The following is a 26,607-nucleotide window of genomic DNA, read 5'->3' as shown; positions in this document are numbered from 1 at the left end:
GGCTTCGTTTTTTCTTCTGATGTGATTAAACTAATTTTGTGGTGGTTGATTGGTCTGATCCTGTCCCTCAGCAAAACCAGTTGATTGAGGATTAGTTTGATTAGGGTTCTGATAAGGATTAGACTGGTTGAATCCTGTTCCGGCAGGTTGATCTTGGTTATATGGATTCTGATTCGTAAATGAGGCATTGGGCTGATAATAATAGTCTGGAAGCTTTGTGGGTAAGCAATACATCACAAGAAGAGCTATAGCTCCGAAGGGGACCAAATTTAGGAAAATAAATCCCCAATGAAAGCCGGCATCGCGTAAGCGACGGATTGCAATCGCCAAATTAGGCACCAAAGTCGCCAAGGAAAAGATAATTAAGAAAAGATAGACAAAGCCCATCACCGTAAGCCCAGGGGCAAAGAGAGAGACAATATGGTCAGCCGTCGGTTCGTAATCATTCCCATAATAAGCCATCTCCCCAAAAATCCGAAATAGAGTCAGGATAAAGGTAACATAGAAAATCAAAACAAAAGGCAAGCTGATTAGAGCATTGCATAAAAAGGCCCACCAAAAGTCAGACCGTGTCGAGCGGCCAGAAAAATCGGAATATTGTTTCCAGTACTTTTTATAAGCATCAATCATGGTAAATCTCCTTTTAAGTCGCTATCAATTAAGCAGAAAAAGTCGCTTTCACGACTTTTTTTATTGGTCTGCAGCAGAGTTATCTGTGGCAGTTTCTTGAGAATGGTCAATATCTTCAAATGTAACGGCTGACTCCGTAGCTGGCTGCTCCTGAACGGGTGCCTGCGGAGTTTGCTGGAATTGATTTGGCTGTTCTTGTACAGGAGCCTGTGGCTGAACCGGCGCTTGATTGTTAAATTGACCCGTTTGGGGTGCCTGTGGCTGAACCGGCGCCTGTTGATTAAACTGACCTGGCTGAGGAGCTTGGGGCTGTTGGTAATAACCATTAACTGGCCCTTGTCCATTAAAAGCAGGGTTTTGAACCTTGGTTGGCATACACATCAACACAAGGAAAGCAATTTGGCATGGGAACACAAAAATCCACATCAGTGGGACAAAAGTAAGAATACTTGGTGCCAAAAGGAAAATAAAGGCCCAGTGGAAACCACCATCACGCAGACGGCGGACAGAGATAGCTAAATTTGGTACCAAAACAGCCAAATAAAAGATAAAGAGCAATAATAATAGAAGGATGGTAAAAGGTGAGAAGATAGCAAAAATATCATCTGGCGTTGGTGTATAAGCGTAACCATATTCTTCAGTCTTTAGACCCAAACGAATAAGTCCTGAGATTAATGAAATTCCCAGCAAGAAACCAATTGGCAATGTGATGAGGAAATTACACAGCACAACCCACCAGTAATCAGAGCGTGTCGAACGACCGGAAAAATCGGCATATTGTTTCCAATATTTCTTATAAGCATCAATCATAGATAGAAAGTCTCCTAAATTAAATTTTAATATACTTAGGATACCACGATTAAGGCCATAAATCAAGATGATTCCCGATGTTAAGAAGGAGAGGATCTGGAATTTTTGACTGAGAGATAAGCCTGCTATCTCATAAAAGAGCTACTTGACAACCTCTATCTGCCATTGCTTGATTCCCTTGAAGCGAACAGCTCCCATTTGATCTGTCCTATAAATCAGGGTCTGCATCCTTTCAAAACGCTGCAGAGTTTCCTGATGAGGATGCCGGTAGCGATTATTCTTGCCTGCTGATATTAAGGCTAGCTTGGGTGAGATAAAATCCAGAAAAGCTGGACTTGAGGAGCCCTTGCTGCCGTGATGGCCTGCTTTTAAAACATCAACCGGAAGTTTCGGATAAGCTGCCATCAGGGTCTCCTCCCCTTCCTTCTCCAAATCTCCTGTAAATAAAAAACGAAGGCCTAGCAAGGAGCCATATAAGACGAGGGAGTCATTATTACCGCCATCTCCTACTTGACTGGGATAAAGAACCTGCAGCTGGCTCCCCATTATAGGCAATTTATCCCCTGCCTGAAGCACCCTAACAGGTGCGGCCAGCTTCTTTAAACGTTTTCTAAACTCTGGTACCGTCAGACTCCCTTGACTAACCAAAATTTCACCAATATCCAGCTCTTTAGCGACAGCCTCCAAATCTCCTATATGATCCGTATCGGTGTGGGTGAGCACCAACTGATCAATCTTACCAATTCCCTGACTTTTTAAGTAAGGAAGCAGCGTTCTTTCAGCATTGGGTGTCTCTGCTGCCCTCTGCCAAGTTTGTGAACTGGCAAACCCAGGCTTTCCGCCAACATCAATCAAAAGCGTTTTTCCTTTCATGTCCCTCAGGAAAATACTGTCCCCCTGGCCTACATCGACCATAGTTACTTCATTATAAGCGGGATTTTTAACGAGAAAAAAGAGAAGACACAGGGCAATGGAAAGGATTATCCTCGCTTTTTTTAATTTATAAAAATCATAAAGCAAGCCTAAGCCAATGACGAGCATCAGCAAAAGACCTACTGAAGGGCTGCCCAAAATCAATGAGCGGCTAAAAAAATGCCCCAAAAAACTAATAAAATCTTCTAAAAGCTGGAAAAAAGGATTCAATAGACTGAGACCAATCAAGGGAGAGAGGAGAAAAAGAAAGCTCAGCAGCGGCAAAAGAATCACATCAAACAGAAAGGATAAACAAGCTGTCAGCAGAATGGAAACCGGCTGAAAAGAGCTAAAATACCACATCAAAAAAGGAAGGATTCCAATATAGACAGCCAATGTCTGAGCCAACAGCTGTCTCTTGCCACTCAGGTCTTCAAAGTCAATTAAGCCTAAAATAAAGGCATAAGCAAAACTAAGAACACCGCCCGCCGTTGCCAGAAAATGGGGGACAAGGAAAAACATGACCATTAAAGAAAGGGCTAAATTATCCAGTTTTCTAATATTAAAAAGAGCCAGATAACTCTGTAAAAGACTCCGTATAACAGAGACAGAACCACCTGTTAAAACAGCATAGAGGACTGAGAACGGGATTTGCAGCCCATTAACAGTCTCCTGTTTGATTCCTAATCTTAGGAGCAGGTAACGGAACTTTCCCAAGAAAAAGCCCACCTGCATCCCAGACAGGGCAAAAAGATGAATAATCCCTAAACTGGAATAAAGCTCTCCCATCTCATCAAAACTGCTATCCAAGTAACCGAATAAGAGCCCGGTCATGTAGTGTGCCATTGGAGCAGGAAACTTACTTTGTATATGCACAATCGCCCGCCGCCTTAGACTGCGCAGGTGATCAAAGAGGCTTAATGCTTTTGCTTCTTCTACAGCATCAATAGACTCGATTTGGGCCAAGCGGTAAATCTTCTGTGTTTTAAGATAAGCCCGGTAGTCAAAGCCCTTGAAATTGCGCTGCTCCTCAGCCTCTGTCAGCTTGATTTTTCCCCTTATCACAGTATTTTGCCAGAGATTTTGAAAATAGCGCTTCTCCGTCTCTGACTTCAAACGATAGAAAGCCTGATAAGATTGCTGCGCATATCGACCACGAAAGCTTAAGCGATCACCATTGACGGAAATACTATCTGGAATGACATGGATAGCTGGAAGATGCTCTGGCGCCGCCTGATAATCTCTACCACTTTTCCAATTCACAAACAAAAAGTAAGACGCAAATAAACACAAAATCAGAATAGTCTTAAGCAGACAAGGTTTAGAATACTGCCGTAGCAGTAACACGCAAGAAATAAGGGTTGCGACTAAGGTTACTACTGAAAAGTCAACGACTAAGAAATAAAGTTCAACGACTAAGAGTGCTAAATAAATCGGTTGGATAGGAAAAAACTTACTCAATCGTCACCATGTCCTTTAATTTTTCAAAGGTTTTATCCCCAATACCTGAAATATTTTTTAAATCCTCTAAAGATGAGAAACCACCATTGCTGTCCCGATAGTCAATAATATCTTGGGCCCTTTTCTCGCCGATACCGGAAATGGTCTGCAAATCGGCTAAGGTGGCGGTATTTAGGTTGATTTTGTCTGACTGCTCCGTATCTATGCTGTTGTTTGCGTTCTGACTGTTATCAGGCTTTCCGACAACACTGATGTCTTCACCTTTGAAAGCCACATAGATAACGGCCTCATCTGATAATTTTTGAGCTAGATTTACAGACTTACGATCAGCTTCAGCTGTAAAACCGCCCGCTACTTCGACCGCATCGTTAAGACGACTTTGCGACGACAGGGTATAGACCCCTTCCTTTTTCACAGCTCCCTTAATGTCCACTGTAATCTTGCCGGATGAAGAGGGACTCTTGTCTGTCTCTTTCTGCGAGACAGACGAAACCGAATGTTTCTTCCCAGAACTAACAATTGCTGGCAGCTGATTTTTATTTGGCTGGGGCGTTTGAGAAAGGAGATGAAAGCTCACCAAAAGACCTGCTATAATGAGCGATAAAAGTGCTGTCACCTTATTTTCCTTAACTTTTTCAATGAAATCTTCTAACATCTGATCCTCCTTACTTCCTTATTCGCAAAGACAAGCAAAAGAAAGTCGCTCGGAAACATAAAAAATCTCCCAGTCATGGGAGATAAAGTCTACTTACGGTGTTTGTCCGGATCCCAAACAAAACTCGCAATGTATGAAAAAATCAATGTCAGGATAACAAGCACGAGAGCCACCACGGCTAAGGGAATACGAATAAAGAACCAGAGAACACTTGGTTTTTGATCTGTATGAAACGGAGCTACTTCCTCATCCAAACGTTGAAATTCCTTTTGGATACGGCTTGAAACCTCTTCGATACCTTGGTCATTCATGCGCTTAATGTCAGAAACATCAATAGGATTTCCGAAGTTCATGTCTATCCGCTCACGGCTGATCAGCCCCTTGAAAGAACGCGGGCCAACATACACAGAGGGCATAATCTTCACCTTTGCCATTTTAGCAATAATAGCAACGCCACCCTTGACGTCCGTTGAATGACGACTGCCACTTGGAAACATAATCAAAGAACGCTGGCTTTTTTTCAGCATGTTAACAGGGTATTTGATGGCTTCTTGACCAGGATTATCCCGGTCAATTGGAAAAGCTCCACACATCTTGATCCACCAGCCAAAGATGCGATTATTAAAGAGCTCTTTTTTCGCCATAAAGATAAACTGCTTGGGACGAGCCGCAAAAGCCATGTAAACAGGATCCCACCAGGTCCTATGCGGAGCCACTAAAATATAATTATCATCCTTATCAATGATACGCTCACGATGATGATAATGAACATTGCCATTGATAATCCATAGTAAAAAGACAACTAATCCTCTTAGGTATGCATAAAACACGTCATAATCTCCTTTTGTCTTAATCTCTACCATTATACTAAAAAAAAGCAGATTTTTATAGTTTAAATTGCCGGAGGAAAACCAGCTCTGATAGATTTGGTTCGGAAAATCTCGTCTTTTTTTGCTATAATAAGAGCATGACTAAGGCTATTTTAAAAGACAAAGAGCGGATTGACCAGCTCTTTTCAACAGATGTCAAGATTATCCAAAACAGGGATGTTTTTTCTTATTCCATCGACAGCGTCCTGCTGTCACGGTTTCCAAAGTTTCCCAGCCGAGGATTGATTGTTGATCTTTGCAGCGGCAACGGGGCTGTCGGACTATTTGCCTCTACGCAAACCAAGGCTGACATTGTCGCTGTTGAGTTGCAAAAACGGCTGGCTGATATGGGACAGCGCTCCATTGAACTCAATCATCTGACCCAGCAGGTCACTATGATTAATGATGATTTAAAACACCTAATGGCGCATGTCCCGCGCTCCAAGGTTGATCTTATTCTCTGCAATCCGCCTTATTTTAAAGCGACAGAAACATCCAAGAAAAATCTCAGCCCCCACTATCTGCTCGCCCGTCACGAAATCACAACAAACCTAGAAGAAATTTGTCAAGTCAGCCAGCAGGCTCTAAAAACGAAAGGCCGTCTAGCTTTGGTTCATCGGCCAGACCGCTTTTTAGAAATCATGGAAACGATGAAACGCTATAAATTAGTGCCCAAACGCATCCAGTTTGTTTATCCCAAGGCTGATAAAGAGGCCAATATGCTCCTGATTGAAGCTATTAAGGACGGGTCTCCCGATGGACTGACTTTCCTGCCGCCTCTGATTGTCCACAAAGACAATGGCGATTACACAGATGAGATTCATGATATTTATTTTGGCAAAGAGCACCACGCCTATATGTATGTTCTCAGGTGTGCTGATGACAGCCTTTATACCGGCTATACAACCCATTTAGAAAAAAGGCTGGCAACCCACAATGCTGGTAAAGGCGCCAAATACACCAAAACCAGACTTCCAGTTGAATTGATCTATTTTGAGACCTTCAATCATAAAAATGCAGCCATGAGTGCTGAAGCCAAGTTCAAACGAAAGACACGGCAGCAAAAGCTAGATTATATCAAAAGTCACCAAAAGCAATCTTCAAAGGAATAAGCCAAACGCGCTTAGATATTTTTCTAAGCGCGTTTTGTAGTTTCTTCAATCTCCTCTAAAATCGTAAGCAACTTTTTTGATGATGTTGATAAATGTCTTGTTTTTAGATAAGCATAGGAAATATAGAACTGTATATCCCTTTCCTGAAGAGGGATTTTCACCACTCCCTCTAGTTTCTGCGGGAAGCTAATCTCAGTCAAAAGACCAATCCCAAGATTTTCCTTAATCATTTGCCCTACCATATAAACATCATCTAATTGTACTAAAATTTGTGCCAACTGATGATGTTGGCTGTTTAAAAAATTAAAAGCATTCAAGTGAATATGACGTTCATCAAGCAAAATAAATTTTTCTGACAACACATCAGCAAATGACAACGTTTTAGATCCAGCCAGAGGGTGATGTTCTGATAGTACCAAGAAAAAATCTTTCTGCCAGAGTGTAACGGTCTCTAGTTTAGGGTGAGAAAGGGGCTTCAAGCTTCCCAATAAACTCAACTCCATATCCCCATCAAGCAATTTACTAAGTAATTCGTTAGATCCGCCATGAATCGTCTGTAATTCCGATAAAAAAGAAACAGACATTTGCTTGACTAGCATCTGCGATAGAACATAACTTGCAATAATAGGCGGAAAACCAATCTGCGCTTTTGTCACCCAAGATTGCTTTAACGCTTTATTAAGTCGCCCTATTTCCTCCAATATTTCCTTGCTATGATTGGCTAAGATGTTGCCCTGAGGTGTCAATGATACGACACGCTTTGCAGGATCCTTAAATACCAACTCACAATGAAACAGCGCCTCCAAACGCTTAACAGCGTAGGAAATGGTTGGCTGGCTTACATTAAAACATTTGGCAACAGCCGTAAATGACTGCAACTGAGATAATTGGTAAAAATACTCCAAATCTCTAAGATTCATCTTCCCCTCCTTTGCTCATTCTGAGATAAACAAATAGTCTTATAAATATTATTTATAAGCTCTAAGCTATTTGACTATAATATGATATATTCTATAAAATACTCCTATAAATATAGTTTACCACAGGAGGTTCGTTTTATGCGTGCACATGCTATTTTAAATAATCCTTTTTTAAATAAGGGAACTGCTTTTACAATGGAAGAACGTCAGGAACTAGGCCTGATTGGTCTCTTGCCGCCTTACATTCAAACCATTGAAGAGCAGGCAGCGCAGACTTATGCGCAAATGCAAACGAAAGCTAATAACTTGGAAAAACGTCTGTTCTTGATGGAGATTTTCAACACCAATCGGACACTTTTCTACTATCTCTTCTCACAACATTTAGAAGAGTTTAACCCAATCGTTTATGACCCAACCATTGCTGAAACCATTGAAGGCTATAGTGACCTCTTCGTTGATCCACAATATGCAGGCTATCTGGATATTAACCACCCTGAAAATATCGAAATGACTCTTAAAAATGCAGCCCGCGACCGCGACATTCGACTTATCGTCGTGACAGATGCCGAAGGGATTTTAGGTATCGGTGATTGGGGAACCAATGGCGTGGATATCTCCGTCGGTAAACTAATGGTCTATACAGGCGCGGCTGGAATTGACCCTGCGACGGTTTTACCTTTGGTCATTGATGCTGGAACTAATCGTAAGGAACTACTGGACAATCCTAACTATCTGGGAAACCGTCATGAACGTGTCCGTGGCGACCGCTATTACGATTTCATTGATCAATTTGTACAAACAGCCGAACGTCTGTTTCCTAAACTGTATCTGCATTGGGAAGACTTCGGTCGTCTCAATGCGGCCAATATCTTGGAAAAATACCGCAAAAAAATTCCAACCTTTAACGATGATATTCAAGGAACAGGGATTGTTACCTTAGGAGGTATTTATGGCTCACTAGCCATCACTGGTGAAAAACTGACCGATCAAGTCTATCTCTGCTACGGCGGAGGGACGGCTGGTGCAGGAATTGCATCGCGTGTTCTTAGTGAAATGGTTACAGAAGGACTCTCCGAAGAAGAAGCTTACAAACGTTTCTTCATGGTAGATAAACAAGGTCTGCTCTTTGATGACATGGATGATTTAACACCAGAACAACGTCCATTTGCCAAGAGACGCTCAGATTTTGCCAATGCCGATCAACTGACAGACCTCTTGGAAGTGATAAAAACCGTGAAACCAACTATCTTGGTCGGCACTTCTACCCAACCTAACACCTTTACCAAAGAGGTGGTCGAAGCGATGTGTCAAAACACGGAACGTCCATGTATTTTCCCCTTGTCAAATCCGACAAAATTAGCCGAGGCAAGCGCTGAAGACTTAATTACTTGGTCTGATGGCAAGGCCTTTGTGGCAACCGGTATCCCAGCTGACACCGTATCCTATAAAGGTGTGGACTACGTTATCGGTCAAGCCAATAATGCTCTCATCTACCCAGGTCTGGGGTTGGGAATGCTGGCTTCAGAGGCAAAGCTATTGACAGATGAAATGATTGGTGCCGCTGCGCATTCATTAAGTGGTATTGTGGATGCTGGTCAACCAGGTGCACCAGTCTTGCCGCCATTTGCTTATGTGGCAGAAGTTTCAACTAAAGTAGCAGAAGCAGTTGCTCAAAAAGCCCAGGAGCAGGGCTTAGCACAAAGTCAAGAAACTGATATGGTTAAAGCCGTTCGTGAACTCAAGTGGTCTCCAAAATACTAGGAAGTAGGAGAGATTATGATATTTTTAACGTCAATTGAGAGCATTCTTCCCATCATTGTCATTATCATTTTGGGCTATTTCTTACAGGTGCGTGGTTGGTTTGACGATAGTTTTGGCGGCAATTTATCTAAGCTAATCATGAATGTCGCAATGCCTGTTTCCATCTTTGTATCTGTCATGAAATACCTGACTTTAGACAAATTGATTAGCCTGTCTGGTGGTCTGATTTATACCTTCGGTGCTTTTATTCTAGGCTATGTCTTAGCCTTTGCGGCTGTCAAAATCTTCAAGGTTCGCCCAGGGCGTCGTGGGACAATGATTAATACCTTTGTCAATGCCAATACCATTTTCATTGGCCTGCCTCTAAATATTGCTCTTTTCGGTGATAAGGCGCTGCCTTATTTCCTCATCTATTACATCACCAATACGGTCTCAACATGGACTTTGGGTGTTTACTTGATGACGACGGACAGCAAATCAGGGCAAAGTAAGGAAGCTGCTAAGTTTAGCTGGAAGAAACTCTTCCCTGCTCCCCTTGTTGGTTTTCTCGTTGCTTTGGTCTTTCTAGTCCTGCGCCTTCCCGTGCCTGATTTTGCGACAAACACGCTAACTTACATTGGAAATCTGGTGACGCCTTTGTCACTTCTCTATATCGGAATTGTCTTAGCAAAAGCTGGCTTGAATACCATTCGCTTTGATATTGATACTATTGTCACACTGGTGGGACGTTTCATTGTGGCACCTGCCACCATGTATCTTCTGTTAAAATTTGCTGCCGCTGGCATGGAGACTACAGAATTTAAGACCTTTGTAGTACAATCGGCAGCCCCAGCCTTAGCCGTCTTACCAATTCTAGCCGATCAAGGAGATGGAGATGTCGAATTTTCCACAAACGTCGTCACTTTGAGTACTATCCTCTTTATCATTGTCGTTCCGATTGTCGTGACCCTATTAGGATGATAGCATTATCACAAAACTCACTTAGGAAATAACCTAAGTGAGTTTTCTTTTATTTATCACCTTTATTGCGAATAACGAAGCCGTTTTTCTTCTCGCTTGAGGTACGATGCGGGCGTTTATTGGATTTATTTTCAAAATCTCTGCGGTTTTTATTAGAGGTCCGCTTAAAGCCGCCTTCTCTGCGATCACGGTCTCTGCCGCCACGACGATCATTACGGCCGCGTTTGTTGCCGCTCTTGCCTTTGAAGCCGCCTCCTGATGGCTTGAACGGCAAAGGTTTTTCACGGGCAATCTCAACAGCTGGCATCATATCAGGATCTTGAACGGTCAAGGCCAAAATATATTGCGCTAACTCTTCTGGTGAGAATTCCGCCGCCAGCTTTTCCTTGGTGTAATATTGCGTTAGAAATTCCTTGACCAGTTCATCAGAGAGAACACTTGCCTTTTCCTTTTCTTTCTCTTTGGTCAATAGGTTATGAGCTTCAGACTGGATTTGTTTATGCGTGTGATTAGTCACAGACTGAGAACCAATGGTATAGCCCATCATTACAATGAAACTAGACACCACTAGACCTCCTAAACCAATCAAAAGCCTCGCTTTCATTTTATTTAACATAGATAATGCTATCTCCTTTTTTTCGTAAGATAGCACCATCATAACAAGATTGACCTGGAAAAGTTATCACAAAAAAGATTTAGCCGTAATTTAAGACTAAATCTTTTTTATATAAATTTTTCTGAAGAAGCATGTCGTAAAAATATCAAAGACAAAACAAATAGATTCAACCCATATATAAAGTATAACGATAAATAGGTTTGAACTTTTAATAATTGTAATATGGTTAGAATCATAACACTAGCAAGATTTATTAAAATAGATACATGCAAAACAAATTTTTCATTTCCAAAGCTTTGTAGTAACATTTTAGAACTTTCGTAAATAGGAGATATCCCCATAGCCAAAAATGTATACAAAGCAATAGGTACAACATTTGTTGTTATTTCATCAGAAAGAAAGTGAGATAGAATATTTGATAATAAAACAACAGGACAAGCAAGTAACATACTAGCAGCATATGAATTTTTAAATATAGTTTTCAAAAATTCTTTGACATGTCCCATTTTCTCTGCTTCAGGCAAATAAACGGAAACTGTTGTCGAATATACAAAAGAAGGGACACGAATGATTGAAAGTAGCTGACTAATAACAGCATAAATCGCAAGTATCTCCAAACCTAGTCTTGCCATAAATGCATCAAACACTATAATAAATAGCACACTTTCTAGAACCTCTTGACCAGCTAATGGAATACCAGATTTTACTAACTCTAATTTCGTTGTAGATTTCACAAATATAGACTTCCAAATCATTGGATAAACCATGAATAAATAGCTACAAGTAACAAAACACAAAGATACAATCGTTGATATAGCTGCTCCTCTAATTCCGAATAGTGGTACCAATATATAATTCAATAATACATCTAATAGTGAGCTTGCCAATCCAATCCACATAATTGGCCTTGTTTCCTTTTGAACTCTCAATAGATTAGTAAGGGAAAAGTTTAATAGTGTCAAAATTATATAGGGGGACATAATAACTAAATAATTTGTTGCTAATGCTAATAAACTACCTCTAAATCCATAAAGTCTACTCAGCATTGTTTCTCCGTAAAAAATTACAAAAAAAGCAAATGCTGTTCCAATAATCAAATTTATGATTAAATTTGATTTCAACAAATCGTTAAATTTACTGTACTGTCGATTAGAATAAGCCTTAGAACTTTTAATATTAAAAGATAGGCTAAAGGCTCCTAAAAGGCCACCAAAAGCAAATAGCATATTCTGAATAATAGAGATTCCCGATAAAACTATTGATGAGTTATTCACAGCAAAATGTAAAGCCAGCTGTCCAATAATAATTTGACCAATGTTAGTCAAAACTAGCGGCACTGCAAATCTATTCATTTCTTTTGAATCTATCATTATTTCTCCCTAAAAGGTTTTAACTGTAAGTATATATCAGACTTAACTAAATTTGCATAAATAATATGTAAAATTGGTGTTTCTTCTAAGAAAGATATGATTGCCTGCTTACACTCATCCTCAGATACTTCGTAGTCTTGCTTTAACAGTTCTACAATCTTATCCAAAGAAAAATTTTTGGAAATGCAATAAAGTATTTCTGCTCCTATTTCATCAAACGAATAGTACTCTAAATCAAGCCTATCGTATCCGATATACTCATCTGCTACTTTATTTACAATGAAATCTCTCTTACCTTTTATCACGAAATGTTCTTTCATACGACTTCCATATCCCTTTGTTGTTCATAAAAGCAAGCTAAATCAGACCCCAATAATGTTCCATCCAATTCCAGAGCACTGCATCGGCATCCACCACCGCACCATGGTAAGGGACATTCCGCACATTTGCCAGAAATATCATCAAATGTAATTGATCTTAGTTTATTAAATATAACCGAATTGTGCCAAATTTCACTAAACTTTTGTTCTTTAACATTTCCAGCGACTAACTCATCTATCCCGTTCATCAAATCACACCCATATACATCCCCCTTATGATTGATTGAACATGCTCTGACACCGGCTTGACATGATATCTCCCTTGGCTTATCAAAATTTACATCTACTTTTTGATGCCAAACACTTTCTAGTAAATCCAATCTATTATAAAATGCAAGCGGAAAATAATGCGTCCAAAAAACATCACTTTCATTTGGTGGAACAATTTTAAACTTAACCTTAAACTCACCTCTAGAAAGCTGCTCAGTTAGAGAAAGAAAAACTGGATACCAGTGTTTTTTATCCGCCAAAATACTACCATCATTAGCCCTACCGGTCGGACAAATGACCATTACTGACATATACTCTATACCAAGCATATCATTCAATCTTATAGTATTTATTAAATCATCAACATTATGTTTTCCTAGAGTAAATAGTGTTGAAACAGGTAAGTTATATCGCTGTAAATTTTTTATTCCTTCAATAGCTTTCTTAAAACTTCCTTTTCCTCGTTGACTATCGTGTACACTAGATTTACTACCATCTATCGTTACACAAATTCTGTCTAAATTCAGTTTTGATAATTCTCTAGCAATAGAGTCTGTGATTAAGTTTCCATTCGTATTCAAAACCTTAGCAAACCTATATTGATCAAAAGCTTTCAAGATGTCAAGAATGTCCTCACGCATAAATGGTTCTCCACCAGTCACACCTACTCTAGGAACTCCCATCAAATCAAGCTCTCTAAAAACAGAATCTAACTTTTCTACACTCATTTCTCCTTTTTTACTTGCAAAAGGACCAGCTTCTGCAGAACAATAGGAACAATTTAAGTTACAGCGATTGGTTACACAAACATCTACTAATAATGGATATGGCGAATAATCTCTCATTTATTTTTCCTCCTAAAAACCTATAGGTCAACAAATGTTGACCTATAGGTACTTTCTTAATGCTTACCCCAACTATTAACTTTAGTTGTCTTAGGAGCATTAAACTCTTTTTTAGGTGACATAGGTCTTTCCTCCTTAATTTGATAACTCAATTATATCTTTTTGAAATAAGTATCGAAAGTTTTCCCATATCTGCTGACTAGCTATTCTCTCCTAAAACTTTTTCTAAATGTCTTTCATAAGTCTGTGCTAAGTGATTACTTCCTACTAATTTCATAGCTGCAATACATTTTCTCATTTCAATAATTGCTTTACAATCCGACTCTTTTTTGTATCGATATAGATGTTGTGCATACTGAAACACCAACCGCTCATAAATTTCAGTTTCAGTGAAAAAACATTGGTTTAATTGCTTTTTAAAATACAAAGCATCAATAAATTTTCCTCTTTCAACACATGTAATATATCCGTTTAATAACATTGATGAAATCAATCGTCTATTATTTGGAATTTCTCTGTAGAAATCAGAACGTCTAGACATCTCTCTAGCCAAAACCATGAAAACATCATGTTTTAGGACATCTAAAGTATTTGAATAAATCAATAATTCATAGTATCCCCAATATTCAACACTAAAAAGATAATCGGTTAGATAAGATAAATCATCACTAGAATAATAAGATTCTCCTGATAAATCTTGTAAACGAATTTTTAATAAAACGATATTAAGTTTATGAAATTTCTCCTGCTTAGGATCTGACTCCATTTGGGAATAGAGTAATCTTTTCAATCCCTCAATATCATGATTAGATACAAAATGGCGAACCTTTGATAAGAGTTCATTTAATTCATCACGATGAAAATCATGAACCGTATACATAAATTCATCAATAGGCATATTAATCTCATCTAAAATAGCCATAAATTTTGAAATGGTTAAATCCGTCTCTCCTTTTTCGAAACGTGAAAGCTGAGACGTTGATATACCAGCTTTTGCGACATCTTTTAATCGTAATCCCCTTGATTCTCGAAAGGTTTTAAAAATTTCTCCAAAATTTTTCATCTCACTTCCTCCATTACGCATATATGGGAATATTTTTTGTTTTGTAACATTTTAGCATAAAATAGGAAAAAAATAAAAGTGAGGTATTTCACATGAAAAAGCAAAAACTACTTTTATTATTCCTATTTCTTAAAGGAATTATTATTATTGTTGTTGGTTAGTCTCCAGAATGCATATAATTTCATAAAAATAACACCCCAAAAGTTAGATTTTTTCTATCTAACTTTTGGGGTGCAGTTCAGAGTCTAAGGAGTTTTCTTTTATTTGTCACCCTTATTCCGAATGACAAAGCCATTTTTCTTTTCACTTGATGTCCGATGCGGGCGCTTATTAGATTTATTTTCAAAATCTCTGCGGTTTTTATTTGATGTCCGCTTAAAGCCACCTTCTCTGCGATCACGGTCTCTGCTGCCACGACGATCATTACGGCCGCGTTTGTTGCCGCCTTTGGCTTTGAAACCGCCGCCGGATGGTTTGAACGGCAATGGTTTTTCACGGGCAATCTCAACGGCTGGCATCATCTCAGGGTCTTGGACAGTCAGCGTCAAAATATACTGCGCTAATTCTTCCGGAGAAAAGGCTGCTGCCAGTTTCAGCGCATCGCCTTTGAATTTTTCAAAATTGGCACGAATTTTTTCATCTGCAAAGTCTCTTTCAATTTTTTGAAGAGCTACCTTTTTCGCCGCATTGAAAGCCTCTTGAGCAGTTGCAGGCTTCATTCCTGTCATGCGTTTTTTAGTTAGCTTTTCGATAATTGCCAGATAACCCATTTCGTTTGGAGAGACGAAGGTAATCGACTGACCGCTCTTGCCAGCACGTCCTGTTCGACCAATCCGGTGAACATAGCTCTCTGGGTCTTGAGGAATGTCGTAGTTATAAACATGGGTCACACCCGAAATATCAAGACCGCGGGCAGCAACATCCGTGGCCACTAGAATATCGAGATTGTCATTTTTGAAGTCGCGGAGAACCCGAAGACGTTTTCCTTGATCCAAATCACCATGAATCCCTTCTGCTCTGTAACCACGAAGCTTCAGACCGCGTGTGATTTCGTCAACACGGCGTTTGGTCCGTCCAAATACAATTGACAGTTCGGGCTGATCCACATCCATCAAGCGAGTCATGGTATCAAACTTTTCATTTTCCTTAACACGGATATAGTACTGATCAATCAATTCCGTTGTCAATTCTTTAGCAGCAATCTTAACGTGTTCAGGCTCTTTCATAAAGTTAACACCGATGCGTTTAATCGCTTCTGGCATGGTTGCTGAAAAGAGTAAGGTCTGACGTTCTTGCGGAACACTGGAAATGATGGCTTCAATGTCTTCAAGGAAGCCCATGTTCAGCATTTCATCTGCTTCATCTAAAATCAAGGTTTCAACATGATTTAGCTTCAAAGCTCTGCGTTTGATGAGATCAAGCAGACGGCCTGGTGTTCCAACAACGATATGCGCTCCTGATTTCAAGGCTTTAATTTGCTTTTCAATACTCGACCCACCGTAAACGGAACGGACCTTAACCCCTTTTTCACGACCAAAACGGAAGAGTTCTTCCTGACTTTGGACAGCCAGTTCCCGCGTCGGTGCAATGACTAAGGCCTGTACAAGATTGCGATCTGTATCAATCTTATTTAGCGTTGGTAAGCCAAAGGCGGCTGTTTTTCCAGTTCCTGTCTGGGCCTGACCAATCACGTCCCTGCCTTCAAGGGCAAGTGGAATGGTTAACCCCTGAATAGGAGAAGGTTCTGTAAAACCTATTTTTTCAACGGCACGAAGAATATCTTCGGATAATTGTAATTCTGTAAATTTCAAATGTTTCTCTTTCTAAAAAGACAGTGCGAAGCTGTCTTATAAAGCGTGTAGTTTTGTGCAACCTAATCATTATAGCACTTTGCCTATGATAAAGATAGCTAAAACTATTTAATAAAACGTATTCATTATCTGGATTCACTTTTCACATCACTAAAAAACGAAAAACTAAGTTTTTCGTTTTTTATCTCAATAGTCTTTCCGTTTCAAGCTGAATAAACTGAAAGCTGCCGCTAAACTAACCAAACCAAGTAATGGTAGGTAGTTATGATCAGCCGAACCCGTCTGAGGCAAGACAGCTTGGTAAGCTAGCTTCTTAGGGGTCAGTTTAAGAGGAACGGAAGGGTCTTGTGACTTAGGAAGCTCCGGCGTATCTGGAGTTGGATCCTCTGGTGTTCGTGTTCTAACAGTATTAGAGCTATACGTCACACCATTGACAGTATTGAGGTAGGTGTTTTCAAAGGTACCTACGGCGATACGTCTCATCTGTAGGTAGACTTCTGCTTGGAAAGCAGAGTCTACTGAAACAGAACGCAAGAAGTCTTCCTTAAATCTAATCACAATGAAACCATTAACGTCATCAATCTCAGCTTCTGTATACTGTGATAAGTCGGTATCAGCTTCGATAAGGGAACCGTCTTTAAGCGTAATGGGAACCGTCGCAAAAGCTTTGTATTGGCCTGTATACTGATCACCCGTCTGATCATAGTCATCACTGAAACTATAGTCAAAGAGTTCTTCTGAATGGTCCGCAGGAATAATGCCACCAATCAAGCGATAGTTAAAGACTTGATTCAATGCAATCGTCTGACCATCATAGTCGGTCATATCAGCTGGATCCATAGTAATGGTCACATCTTTCTCAGGCGTAATCTTCGGCACGTTATTGACAACAACATTGCTTTCATAACCATTACCGAAGTCAATCTGATAGGCCTTGTTTTCGTAGCTTCCACCTGTCTGACCCATTTCTGCTTTCACCGTCATTGGGTTAATAATGGTGATATTAAGGCCATTTAGGACATAAGTCGCATGGAAACTTTCGGGATCATCGGCTGTGAACATCTGGAAAGCACCTTTAGGCGTGATGTTGGCCTTAGCCAATACTTCTTTTACGGCATCTGGTGCTACATCCAGACTGGCATAATCAGCTACGGATAGTCCTGTAACCTCATCTCCGTTCGCATCAATGATTTTAATCAGCTCGGGACGCAGGGTTACCGCTTCTTCTGGATAATCATCAATATAGAAGAAACCTCTTTGGATAGCTTCTGGTCCTGACAGATTGCCTTTATACTGGTTTAAATCCCAGGTCAGCTCATAGAAGTTGGTGCTTCCTGCTAGAACTGACTTCCCATCAATCACCACACCAGCTTCATTTTTATTAACCTTATGCGGTGTAATGTAGTTGTTATCAGGATTGTCAGGGTCATCTGGTTTACCCGGTGTGGTAACCCGAACAATATTTGATTTGATTCCATAAGCATCATTGACGGTTAAGGTGAAATTGTTGGTATAGGTTGCACCATCATTAAGCACCTGTCCAATAATAGTTGGATAGATGGTGATGATTGGCTGTGTTAAATCCGTATTGTAGAGGGCCAAGGTTTCAGCTGTCGCTGTGAAGGTCACCGTATTAGTGGCTTCATCAAAGCTGACATCAAATCCTGGACTGGCCGTTTTCGTTGCTTCGAGAGCAATCTGATAGCCTTGCGGAAGCGGATCAACCAAAACAAATGAAAGGGTTTCGTCACGGCCTGCTGGCAAAGGATCCGTCTTTAATTGGAATTTAACAGTGGACTGCTTCGCCACCAAGGTCCTGTCAATATTGTTATCCTCGCTATTTTTAATTTCCTTATTCACTTGCGGCTGAACAGCTAGTCTGAAGTAACGGAAATGAAGGGTTGGTACCGGTACAGGATCTGGCAGGGGATCAGAATTTGGTTCTGTTGGCGGGGTTGGCTCTTCCTCATAAGTCGGAGGCGTTGGTGCAACAGGCTCTGGCTGTTCTGTCGGAGGCGTTGGTGGTGTTGGTTCGACCTCGTAGGTCGGCTCAACCGGTGCCGGTTCTAAAGGCTGTTCCACTTCGTAAGTCGGAGGGGTCGGCTCTGTCGGAGGGGTCGGAGCAACAGGTTCCTCTAATGTCACTACGGGAACATTTGTTGCACGGATATTGGCATTGATCGAGAACCAGATGCTTGGTGATTGGGTTGTCGTTGCTCCACCCAAAATTCGACCGGATGATGAGGCACCAACCGTAATCGTATTTGTTGGACCTGTTAGCTTAAGCGCCCCTGCACCATACCATGAATTAACAGCATCTGCAGTATCCCAGCCGATTTCACCCTGGTAGTTATAACTACTGAATCTGGCGCCACCTTCACCTTTTCTTAAGTTTTCAGATTCAGTGGCGTAAATCATACCATTGCTTTCACCGACTGATGACCCTGAAATTTTAACGAATTCACCGGTATAATCCTTAACCAACTCAATCTTACTAGAATCACGATTTAGGGATGCTACTGACATCAGAGCATCTTCAAATTCGATAGGATTTCCATCTTCATCGTAGAAAGTAAATTCTGTTTTGATAAAAATAGAAGAATCTTCATAAGCACCGTCATAAGAGGAAGCAAATGCTCCTACCGTTGGGTCGGTATACATAGCCAACCAAACCTTATCATTACGATAATCAGAACTTGGGTCAATGCTGTATTTATACACCACCTTTGAGATTTTCTTACCATTGTAGTAAGAATTTTCAAGATTAGTATAAGTGGCAGTCGCCGTTTCACCGCGATCAAGCAAAACAGAGGCCCAACTTGAAGAGGAATTCGAACTATTGGCATTACTAGACCAGCCTGCATACTTACCAATCGTACCAAAGATTTCAGCTGAACTTGAAATCGCACTGCTTCCTTCAAGATCATCTACATCCACGAGGTGGAGATAAAGGTATTTATTTTTATACCATGACGTTTTCTGCATGGCTAAATCCACAGCATTAGCTGAGATAAAATCACCAGTTGTTTCGACATCTAGAGTCGCATTAGGCTCAAGTTTATAAACTAAATTCTGAGCAGACGGTTCACTAAGGTAGCCATCTTCATTTTTATGCTTTTCAAGCTCAGCAAGAGCTGCCGCAATGGCTGCCTGTTCATCTTGATAGGCTTTCAATTTGGCTGGATAAGCGGCTAAATCAGCCTGATATTGTGCTAAATCGGCTTGATATTGGGCCAGCTTTGCCTCATAATCAGCCTTGGCAGCGGCATTGCGCTGCTTAATTGCTTCGTTTTCTGCGGCAATCTCTGCATTTTTAGCATTGTTGGCTGCCACTGCTGCCTCATAGGCTGCCTTGGCGGCGGCATTAGCTGCCTGAACACGGGCTAATTCAGTCTGATAAGCTGCCAGAGCAGCTTGATAAGCAGCCTGGGCATCAACTATTGGCCTGCTGAATAGCCGCTAAATCAGCTTGATATTGAGCCAGTTTTGCCTCATAATCAGCTTTTTTAGCTGCGTTTTCAGCAGTAATACGGTCAACCTCTTCCAAGTATGCTTTCCGATCTTGCTCATACTGAGCCTTTTTAGCCGCATTTTCAGCAGTGATACGGTCCGTCTCTGCTTGGTTAGCTGCTACATCAGCTTTGTACTGATCCGTTGTTTCTTTAATGGCTTCTGCCTGACTGGCATAATCATCTTTGATTTCTGCCTCTTTTTGAGCAGCTTCCTCAGCGGTGGTTACCGTTCCTTTGTCAACAGTCTCATCCTCAACAACTGTAATGCCAGCTGCTTTAGCCTCTTCAACGGCTTGATCCAGCTCACTGGTTGAGACATCAATTGGCATAGAACCTTGTGCCTGACCCGCTTGATTTTGACTGTTGGTAGCTTCAGTGGTTGGATCTTCCTGTTTTTCTGGCAGATTAGTGGCTGGATTCCCCGTCTCACTATTGACAACAGCTGTATCCACAGGACTGCTTGTAATGGTTTCTTCAGCCAGCACCTTATTGCCTGAAACAGCAACAAAGGCAGCCGTTCCTAAGATGGCTCCGCAAAGGGTTTTACTAACCCTGCTCTTGCGAAAGCCAAATGTTTCTTTCTTTTCCATTTGTTCTCCAACGTTACACAAAAATTATTGTTCGTAATTAACTTTTTTCAGTTTCATTACACCAATGTTATACTATCATTCTTCCTTTGAATAGTCAAAGAAAAACACCTAGATCAGCAAGTTTCTCCATGAAAAAAGCAAGAATGCATTCTTGCTTATTAGGCTATTTTAAAACGGCAGCGGCCAAGGCCTGTTGGATCTCAACAACCGAGTGATCGCTCTTAAACTGTAAGGTCTCAGTAGGCTCTAGTGCGGATGAAATCCAAATCTTCAATTCTGCATCTAAGTCGAAATGTCCAGATGTTTCAACGGTAAAACGTGAAATAGAACCGTAAGGCAGAGATTTGTACGAGGTTTTCTTACCTGTCATCCCCTGTTTATCAACTAAGATTAGCCGATATTCCGTGAAAACAATTAGGTCTCTTACTAAACTAAAGGCTAGTTCAACTCTTTCATCTGGAATTAAAATAGCCTCTAACTGCCGTTCAACTTTTTCAACATCCTTTTGCGATGCATTACCTAACAAACCTGAAAACAAGCCCATAATAGGGTACCTCCTTATTTTTATTGACTAGATAACTTGAGTGAAGCAAGATTGAGTTTTTCTACATTTTCTCTTCTAAGGCGACATCTGGGTATTTATCTGCAAACCAACGCAGTGCAAAATCATTTTCAAAAAGAAAGACAGGCTGATCAAAACGATCCTTAGCCAAGATATTGCGACTTGAAGACATTCGCTCATCCAGATCGTCAGGTTTAATCCAACGGACGGTTTTCTTACCCATTGGTGTCATGACGACCTCAGCATTGTACTCCCCTTCCATACGATGCTTGAACACTTCAAACTGAAGCTGACCGACAGCTCCCAGCATATACTCACCCGTTTGGTAATTGGTATAAAGCTGAATAGCTCCCTCCTGAACCAGCTGCTCTATTCCTTTGTGGAAAGATTTTTGCTTCATGACATTCTTAGCAGATACCTTCATAAAAAGTTCAGGGGTAAAAGTCGGCAGAGGCTCAAATTCAAACTTATTTTTGCCAACAGTCAAAGTATCACCGACCTGATAAGTCCCAGTATCATAGACACCAATAATATCGCCGGCAACGGCAGTGGTGACATTTTCACGACTTTCCGCCATAAACTGAGTGACATTAGATAATTTGACAGCTTTTCCTGTCCGAGCCAAATTGACAGCCATCCCTTTATCAAATGCGCCTGATACAATGCGGACAAATGCAATACGGTCACGGTGCCGAGGATCCATATTTGCCTGAATTTTAAAAACAAAACCTGAAAAATCTGGAGACATCGGATCAATCAAACTTTCGTCTCTGGTTCGATGCCCGTGCGGTTCCGGGGCGTACGTTAAGAAGGAGTCCAAAAACGTCTGCACTCCAAAATTGGTCAGAGCTGAGCCAAAGAAGACTGGTGTCAGCTCTCCCTTTAGAATGGCCTCTTCAGAAAATGGATTGCCAGCTTCTTGCAGCAACTCAACATCTTCCAGCACTTGTTCATAGAAAGGATTGCTGGAGAATAATTGTCCGCCTTCCTCAAAAGAGGCAAAGCGTTCATCCCCCTTATAAAGCTCAAGACGCTTATTATGCAGATCATATAAACCTTCGAAGGATTTTCCCATACCAATCGGCCAGTTCATAGGATAAGATGCAATCCCAAGCACTTCTTCTAATTCTTCCAGAAGATCAAGCGGCTCTCGGCCATCTCGGTCCAGTTTATTGATGAAAGTAAAGACTGGGATGCCGCGATGTTTGACAACTTCAAAAAGTTTTTTGGTTTGGGCTTCAATCCCCTTGGCTGAATCAATGACCATAACAGCTGCATCTACCGCCATCAAGGTACGATAAGTATCTTCAGAGAAGTCCTCATGTCCGGGTGTATCAAGGATATTGACACGTTTCCCAGCATAATCAAACTGCATAACGGAAGAGGTCACTGAAATCCCACGCTGCTTCTCAATATCCATCCAGTCGGATTTAGCAAACGTTCCTGTTTTTTTACCCTTGACCGTTCCGGCTTCTCGGATTTCACCACCAAAATAAAGGAGCTGTTCCGTAATCGTTGTTTTACCAGCATCCGGGTGAGAGATAATGGCAAAAGTCCGGCGTTTCTTAATTTCTTCTTGTAGATTCATCTTATTTCCTTCTGATTTGTTTCTCCTGATGAAATTAACCTCAATAAATAGAGGTCACAGCCTTACTATTATAGCCTAATTTTAGAGGCTTTTCAAACACTCTTCTTTTCTTTTTGATGAAAAAAGAGGCTAGACCTCTTTCTGATATTTGATGACAAAAAGGTGATTTAAGAGTAACAGCATGGCGATTAAAACAACCGAAACAACCAAATAGTTTAACGATAGATAGTCATCTGTTATAAAGGGTGGGTGCCGTAAAATACCGTAATTGCCGCCTGTTATCTGATTCACCAAAACTAAGAAGAAATTTAAAACCAGAGTGTAGCTGATAATTTGACGTTTCTGCAGGAGATGCATCTGGTATTGACCGAGAAGATACACTAGAGAATTGACCAGCAAGGCGTAGTGACCGATGATAAAAGACACCGCTGTGATATGAGGAAAGTCGTAAGCATCCATAACAGGATAGCCAATGGCAAACACAGCGCCGCTCAGTCCCATTAGGGCAAAATACTGTTTTAGTCGAGTATCATCTGGCAGAAAAAGCAAGGCCAGCATCGCTAAACGACAGTGATAGAGCGGCAAACTGTTGGAAAAGGGAATGCCTTTGGCCATATACCAACTGTACAGGAAGACAAGTTGCAGGATCTGAACCCACTTAAAAAAGGCAACATAGGTCGGGTGGTTATAATACCTAACGGACAAATACCCCAAGAACAAGAGACCTGCTAATAAGAAGAGATAGACAGGGAGGGAGATTGCTGGTGGCTGCGTTTGAACAGTTGTAAAAAAATCAGACATCGTATTTTCCTAATAAATGATGTGACAACCACGGATTGTCACGAACTACTTTTCTTTTTCTAAAATGGCAACAAGTTCTGCCAAATTCATGGAATTAGACCCCTTAAGAAGAATCTGATCCTCTTTTCGGATCATGTCTCGGACACACTTGACGAAGTCATCAAACTGATCTTCTTCAGCTGTTTTTCGGAAGAAATAAACCTTTCCGAGCGGGAATAATTGACCAGCCAGTTGGGCTAACCCTTCAATATCCTGACCGTAAAAAATGACCGTATCTAAAGCATCTGGTGATAGGCTGGTAATCATTTCACTATGCAGCCTCAGCGAGTCTTGCCCCAATTCTTTCATATCAGCAAGAACAGCGATTTTTCTGCCACCCGGATTGGCTGGAATACTTGAAAAGGTTTCTAGAATTAAACGCATCGCTGTTGGGTTGGCATTATAGACATCAGACAGAATATCAGCACCATTGGATGCTTTCTTCCATTCAGTCCGATTACGGGTAAGCTCCAGATTGGCCAAGGCCTGTCTGATTTTGTCCTGAGGAACTGTCAAAAGCTGCCCAACATAAGCTGCCAGCATCGCATTAGTGGCGTTATATTTCCCCGTCACAGGTAGGTGCAGCGGCTGATCTAAAAAGTTGGTTGTGAAATCCAGTGATTCCTTATGTTCCGTCAGCTGACTGACAAAGATATCTTCATCCGGCCCAAAACGGATAACCTTCTGATTATCCGGTAAAAAAGAGTCAATAATCTTATCTGCTGGAACAATTAAAATCCCGTCACTATCCATGCCGTCTGTAATCTGCATTTTACCTTCAGCAATCTTCTCACGGCTGCCAAAGAATTCCAAATGGGCTTCCCCAATCAGGGTCACAAGGGCAATTTTAGGCTGAGCAATACGGGATAGAAGACTGATATCCCCCAGATGGTCCTGCCCCATCTCAAGAACGATTTTTTCGGTATCATCAGGCATGTGTAAGGCCGTGTAGGGCAGACCGATTTCATTATTATAATTGCCTTGGGTTTTATAGGTCTTATAGGTCGTGCTGAGAACCTCAGCAATCATATCCTTAGTCGTCGTTTTACCATTAGAGCCTGTCACAGCAATCACATCAACCCGGCGTTTCTCCAAATAATAATGGGCCAAGTCCTGAAAGGCTTTCAGGCAGTCATCTACCAGGAGGTAAGGATGACCTTCAATCGCCTTCTCGGTCAAAGTTGCAGCAGCACCATTTTCAAAAGCTCTTTCGATAAAGTCATGGCCATCTCTGGCGCCTTTCAAAGGTAAAAAAAGATCTCCTTGACCAATCTTTCGGCTGTCAAATTCAATGTGATTCAGTTTCAAATCATCAAACAATGTGACATCGTTTTTCACATCCAGAACCTGAGCAATTTCATGTAAGCTTAATTTCATCATTTTCTCCAAAATAAAAAGAACAAATCTGTTCTTTTTATTATAACATAACTTAAATTAAATGACTTTCCCGTTTGGCAAAGACTTCCTTGGCTAAGCTGACCAGCTCCTCGATCAGATCCGCATATGACAGTCCCATATTTTCCCAGAGAAGCGGGTACATTGACCATTGCGTAAAGCCTGGCATAGTATTGAGTTCATTGAGGTAGAAATCCCCATTAGCAGTCAGGAAAAAATCACAGCGAGAAAGCCCGCAGCCTCCCAGTGCCCGAAAGGCTGTTACTGCATCATCACGCATTCGTTCCATGATAAGAGGATCAATCTCAGCGGGAATAGCCATGCTAATCTTATTGTCAATGTATTTAGCGTCATAGTCATAGAAGGCCACATCTTTGACCACTTCCCCTGGCAAGGTCGTCTTAACATCTGAATTCCCCAAAATACCAACCTCAATCTCACGCGCATCCACACCTTGCTCAATCAAAATGCGGCTGTCGTATGTAAAGGCTAAGGTAATCGCTGAACGCAAGTCCTCCTGATTGTCTGCTTTTGAAATCCCTACGCTGGAACCCATATTGGCTGGTTTGACAAAGACAGGATAGCTCAAGCTCTTGTTGACCTCCTCAATCTTTGCCTCAATATCTTCCCCCTCAACAAGAGCGACATAAGCAACCTGAGGAATGCCTGCACTTTCAAGGACACGCTTAGTGGTTATCTTGTCCATAGCGACACTGGAAGACAGGATATTGGTACCGACATAAGGCATCTTTAGAACTTCTAAAAACCCTTGAACAGATCCGTCCTCTCCCATGGGACCATGCAGGACCGGAAAAACAACGGCACCTTCCTCATAAATATCACTGGGTTTAATCTTTTGGCTGGCAACGACCGTATCGTTGGTCATCAACCGTTCATGCTCTGCCGGCTTCTCATGAAAGACCTGTGTTTTAATAAAGTCACCTGACTGTGTAATAAAATAGGTTTTTACTGAAAACCGATCATAATTAACTGCCCGCATAAGGCTTTCTGCAGACAGGACTGAAACTTCTCTTTCTGCGGAGCGACCGCCATAAAGCAAAATTAAACTTTCTTTTGACATCTTCTACCTTTTCTATTTTTAAACGTTATTGCAAGCCTGTAAATGTCTATTTTTACAGCTCTGTCCTATTTTCAATAGCCCGCAGCAGGGTAACCTCGTCAGCGTATTCAATATCAGAACCCACTGCCAAACCTCTGGCCAAACGCGTCACTTTAATACCGGCAGGCTTTAACACTCTTGAAATATACATGGCTGTCGCCTCACCATCTGCCGTTGCATTGGTGGCGATAATCACCTCTTCAACCGGACTGTCCATAAGACGGGTGATTAAGGTTTTAAGGTTGATATCGTCGGGGCCAATGCCATTCATCGGCGAAATCAGACCTCCCAAAACATGATAGAGGCCATGATATTCCTGAATCTTCTCCATAGCCGAAACATCCTTACTTTCTTCTACAACTAAAATGGCAGACTGATCTCGGCTGTCATCTGTGCAAATGCTGCAAGGATCATCATCGGTCAGATTGCCGCAGACAGAACAATAAGTCAGCTCTCGCTTGGCTGCCAGCAGATTTTTAGCAAAATCATTGACATCTTCATCGCTCATGCCAATGGTGTAAAAGGCCAGGCGGGTCGCTGTTTTAATTCCAATTCCAGGCAGTTTTGAAAAACTATCAATTAACTTGGCAATAGGGGTTGGATAGAGCATTTTTC

Annotated in this window: 22 protein-coding genes and 1 pseudogene; 3 read left to right on the top strand and 20 right to left on the bottom strand. The window is 41.1% G+C overall.

Going from position 1 to position 26,607, the window contains the following annotated elements; all coding sequences use genetic code 11:
- Positions 1 to 30 precede the first annotated feature (30 nt).
- From A3GY_RS0100555 to A3GY_RS0100535, 5 genes are all read right to left on the bottom strand, one after another.
- Positions 31 to 630, bottom strand: a complete 600-nt coding sequence (locus A3GY_RS0100555) for a DUF805 domain-containing protein (RefSeq protein WP_018029441.1) — start codon at positions 628 to 630, stop codon at positions 31 to 33.
- A 60-nt stretch (positions 631 to 690) separates the two neighbouring features.
- Positions 691 to 1,440, bottom strand: coding sequence for a DUF805 domain-containing protein (locus tag A3GY_RS09535; protein ID WP_018029440.1), 750 nt, complete (start codon positions 1,438 to 1,440; stop codon positions 691 to 693).
- A 141-nt stretch (positions 1,441 to 1,581) separates the two neighbouring features.
- Positions 1,582 to 3,813, bottom strand: coding sequence for a DNA internalization-related competence protein ComEC/Rec2 (locus A3GY_RS0100545; protein WP_018029439.1), 2,232 nt, complete (start codon positions 3,811 to 3,813; stop codon positions 1,582 to 1,584).
- Positions 3,806 to 4,468, bottom strand: a complete 663-nt coding sequence (locus tag A3GY_RS0100540; RefSeq protein ID WP_018029438.1) for a helix-hairpin-helix domain-containing protein — start codon at positions 4,466 to 4,468, stop codon at positions 3,806 to 3,808. The genes A3GY_RS0100545 and A3GY_RS0100540 overlap by 8 nt, the downstream gene beginning before the upstream one ends.
- A gap of 89 nt (positions 4,469 to 4,557) precedes the next feature.
- Positions 4,558 to 5,298: a lysophospholipid acyltransferase family protein gene (locus A3GY_RS0100535; RefSeq protein WP_018029437.1), complete on the bottom strand. Its 741-nt coding sequence runs from the start codon at positions 5,296 to 5,298 to the stop codon at positions 4,558 to 4,560.
- Between the two features lie 137 nt (positions 5,299 to 5,435).
- Between A3GY_RS0100535 and A3GY_RS0100530 the strand changes: the two genes are divergently transcribed.
- A complete protein-coding gene (locus tag A3GY_RS0100530) occupies positions 5,436 to 6,449 on the top strand; it encodes a GIY-YIG nuclease family protein (protein ID WP_018029436.1) in 1,014 nt (337 codons plus the stop codon).
- A gap of 23 nt (positions 6,450 to 6,472) precedes the next feature.
- Here A3GY_RS0100530 and A3GY_RS0100525 read toward each other — a convergent pair whose 3' ends face one another.
- A complete protein-coding gene (locus tag A3GY_RS0100525) occupies positions 6,473 to 7,369 on the bottom strand; it encodes a LysR family transcriptional regulator (protein WP_018029435.1) in 897 nt (298 codons plus the stop codon).
- 138 nt (positions 7,370 to 7,507) lie between these two features.
- Here A3GY_RS0100525 and A3GY_RS0100520 point away from each other — a divergent pair, with 138 nt between their 5' ends.
- Together A3GY_RS0100520 and A3GY_RS0100515 are read left to right on the top strand one after the other, a co-directional pair.
- Positions 7,508 to 9,130: a malolactic enzyme gene (locus A3GY_RS0100520; RefSeq protein WP_018029434.1), complete on the top strand. Its 1,623-nt coding sequence runs from the start codon at positions 7,508 to 7,510 to the stop codon at positions 9,128 to 9,130.
- Positions 9,131 to 9,142: 12 nt separating this feature from the next.
- A complete protein-coding gene (locus A3GY_RS0100515) occupies positions 9,143 to 10,090 on the top strand; it encodes an AEC family transporter (RefSeq protein WP_026161849.1) in 948 nt (315 codons plus the stop codon).
- 49 nt (positions 10,091 to 10,139) lie between these two features.
- Here A3GY_RS0100515 and A3GY_RS0100510 read toward each other — a convergent pair whose 3' ends face one another.
- From A3GY_RS0100510 to recR, 14 genes and pseudogenes are all read right to left on the bottom strand, one after another.
- The gene (locus tag A3GY_RS0100510; protein WP_018029432.1) at positions 10,140 to 10,706 is read right to left on the bottom strand and encodes a hypothetical protein; all 567 of its coding nucleotides are present in this window, start codon (positions 10,704 to 10,706) and stop codon (positions 10,140 to 10,142) included.
- Positions 10,707 to 10,813: 107 nt separating this feature from the next.
- A complete protein-coding gene (wgkD, locus tag A3GY_RS0100505; protein WP_018029431.1) occupies positions 10,814 to 12,076 on the bottom strand; it encodes a tryglysin-associated MATE efflux transporter WgkD in 1,263 nt (420 codons plus the stop codon).
- A complete protein-coding gene (wgkC, locus tag A3GY_RS0100500; protein WP_018029430.1) occupies positions 12,076 to 12,396 on the bottom strand; it encodes a PqqD family peptide maturation chaperone WgkC in 321 nt (106 codons plus the stop codon). The genes wgkD and wgkC overlap by 1 nt, the downstream gene beginning before the upstream one ends.
- Complete coding sequence (wgkB, locus tag A3GY_RS0100495; RefSeq protein WP_018029429.1) at positions 12,393 to 13,511, bottom strand: radical SAM/SPASM peptide maturase WgkB; 1,119 nt, start codon at positions 13,509 to 13,511, stop codon at positions 12,393 to 12,395. Before wgkB ends, wgkC begins: the two co-directional genes overlap by 4 nt.
- A 56-nt stretch (positions 13,512 to 13,567) precedes the next feature.
- A complete protein-coding gene (gene wgkA, locus A3GY_RS10510) occupies positions 13,568 to 13,633 on the bottom strand; it encodes a tryglysin family RiPP peptide (RefSeq protein WP_428835785.1) in 66 nt (21 codons plus the stop codon).
- A gap of 77 nt (positions 13,634 to 13,710) precedes the next feature.
- On the bottom strand, positions 13,711 to 14,574 hold the full coding sequence (locus tag A3GY_RS0100490; protein WP_018029428.1) for a helix-turn-helix domain-containing protein: 864 nt from the start codon (positions 14,572 to 14,574) through the stop codon (positions 13,711 to 13,713).
- Positions 14,575 to 14,834: 260 nt separating this feature from the next.
- Positions 14,835 to 16,385, bottom strand: coding sequence for a degradosome RNA helicase CshA (gene cshA, locus A3GY_RS0100485; protein WP_018029427.1), 1,551 nt, complete (start codon positions 16,383 to 16,385; stop codon positions 14,835 to 14,837).
- A 186-nt stretch (positions 16,386 to 16,571) separates the two neighbouring features.
- Positions 16,572 to 20,487: pseudogene (locus A3GY_RS09530) on the bottom strand (GbpC/Spa domain-containing protein).
- A gap of 163 nt (positions 20,488 to 20,650) precedes the next feature.
- Positions 20,651 to 21,031, bottom strand: coding sequence for a PH domain-containing protein (locus A3GY_RS0100475; RefSeq protein WP_018029426.1), 381 nt, complete (start codon positions 21,029 to 21,031; stop codon positions 20,651 to 20,653).
- Between the two features lie 61 nt (positions 21,032 to 21,092).
- Positions 21,093 to 22,637, bottom strand: coding sequence for a peptide chain release factor 3 (locus tag A3GY_RS0100470; RefSeq protein WP_018029425.1), 1,545 nt, complete (start codon positions 22,635 to 22,637; stop codon positions 21,093 to 21,095).
- A 129-nt stretch (positions 22,638 to 22,766) separates the two neighbouring features.
- Positions 22,767 to 23,438, bottom strand: coding sequence for a YwaF family protein (locus tag A3GY_RS0100465; RefSeq protein ID WP_018029424.1), 672 nt, complete (start codon positions 23,436 to 23,438; stop codon positions 22,767 to 22,769).
- 45 nt (positions 23,439 to 23,483) lie between these two features.
- Positions 23,484 to 24,854, bottom strand: a complete 1,371-nt coding sequence (locus tag A3GY_RS0100460) for a UDP-N-acetylmuramoyl-tripeptide--D-alanyl-D-alanine ligase (protein ID WP_018029423.1) — start codon at positions 24,852 to 24,854, stop codon at positions 23,484 to 23,486.
- A 52-nt stretch (positions 24,855 to 24,906) separates the two neighbouring features.
- Positions 24,907 to 25,953 carry a D-alanine--D-alanine ligase gene (locus A3GY_RS0100455; RefSeq protein ID WP_018029422.1) on the bottom strand — a complete coding sequence of 349 codons (1,047 nt, stop codon included), beginning with the start codon at positions 25,951 to 25,953 and terminating at the stop codon, positions 24,907 to 24,909.
- Between the two features lie 52 nt (positions 25,954 to 26,005).
- Positions 26,006 to 26,602, bottom strand: a complete 597-nt coding sequence (gene recR / locus A3GY_RS0100450; RefSeq protein ID WP_018029421.1) for a recombination mediator RecR — start codon at positions 26,600 to 26,602, stop codon at positions 26,006 to 26,008.
- Between the last annotated feature and the right edge of the window lie 5 nt (positions 26,603 to 26,607).

This window comes from Streptococcus ferus DSM 20646 (assembly GCF_000372425.1).
GTDB classification, from domain to species: Bacteria; Bacillota; Bacilli; order Lactobacillales; family Streptococcaceae; genus Streptococcus; species Streptococcus ferus.
This window is presented reverse-complemented; position numbering and strand designations above follow the sequence as displayed.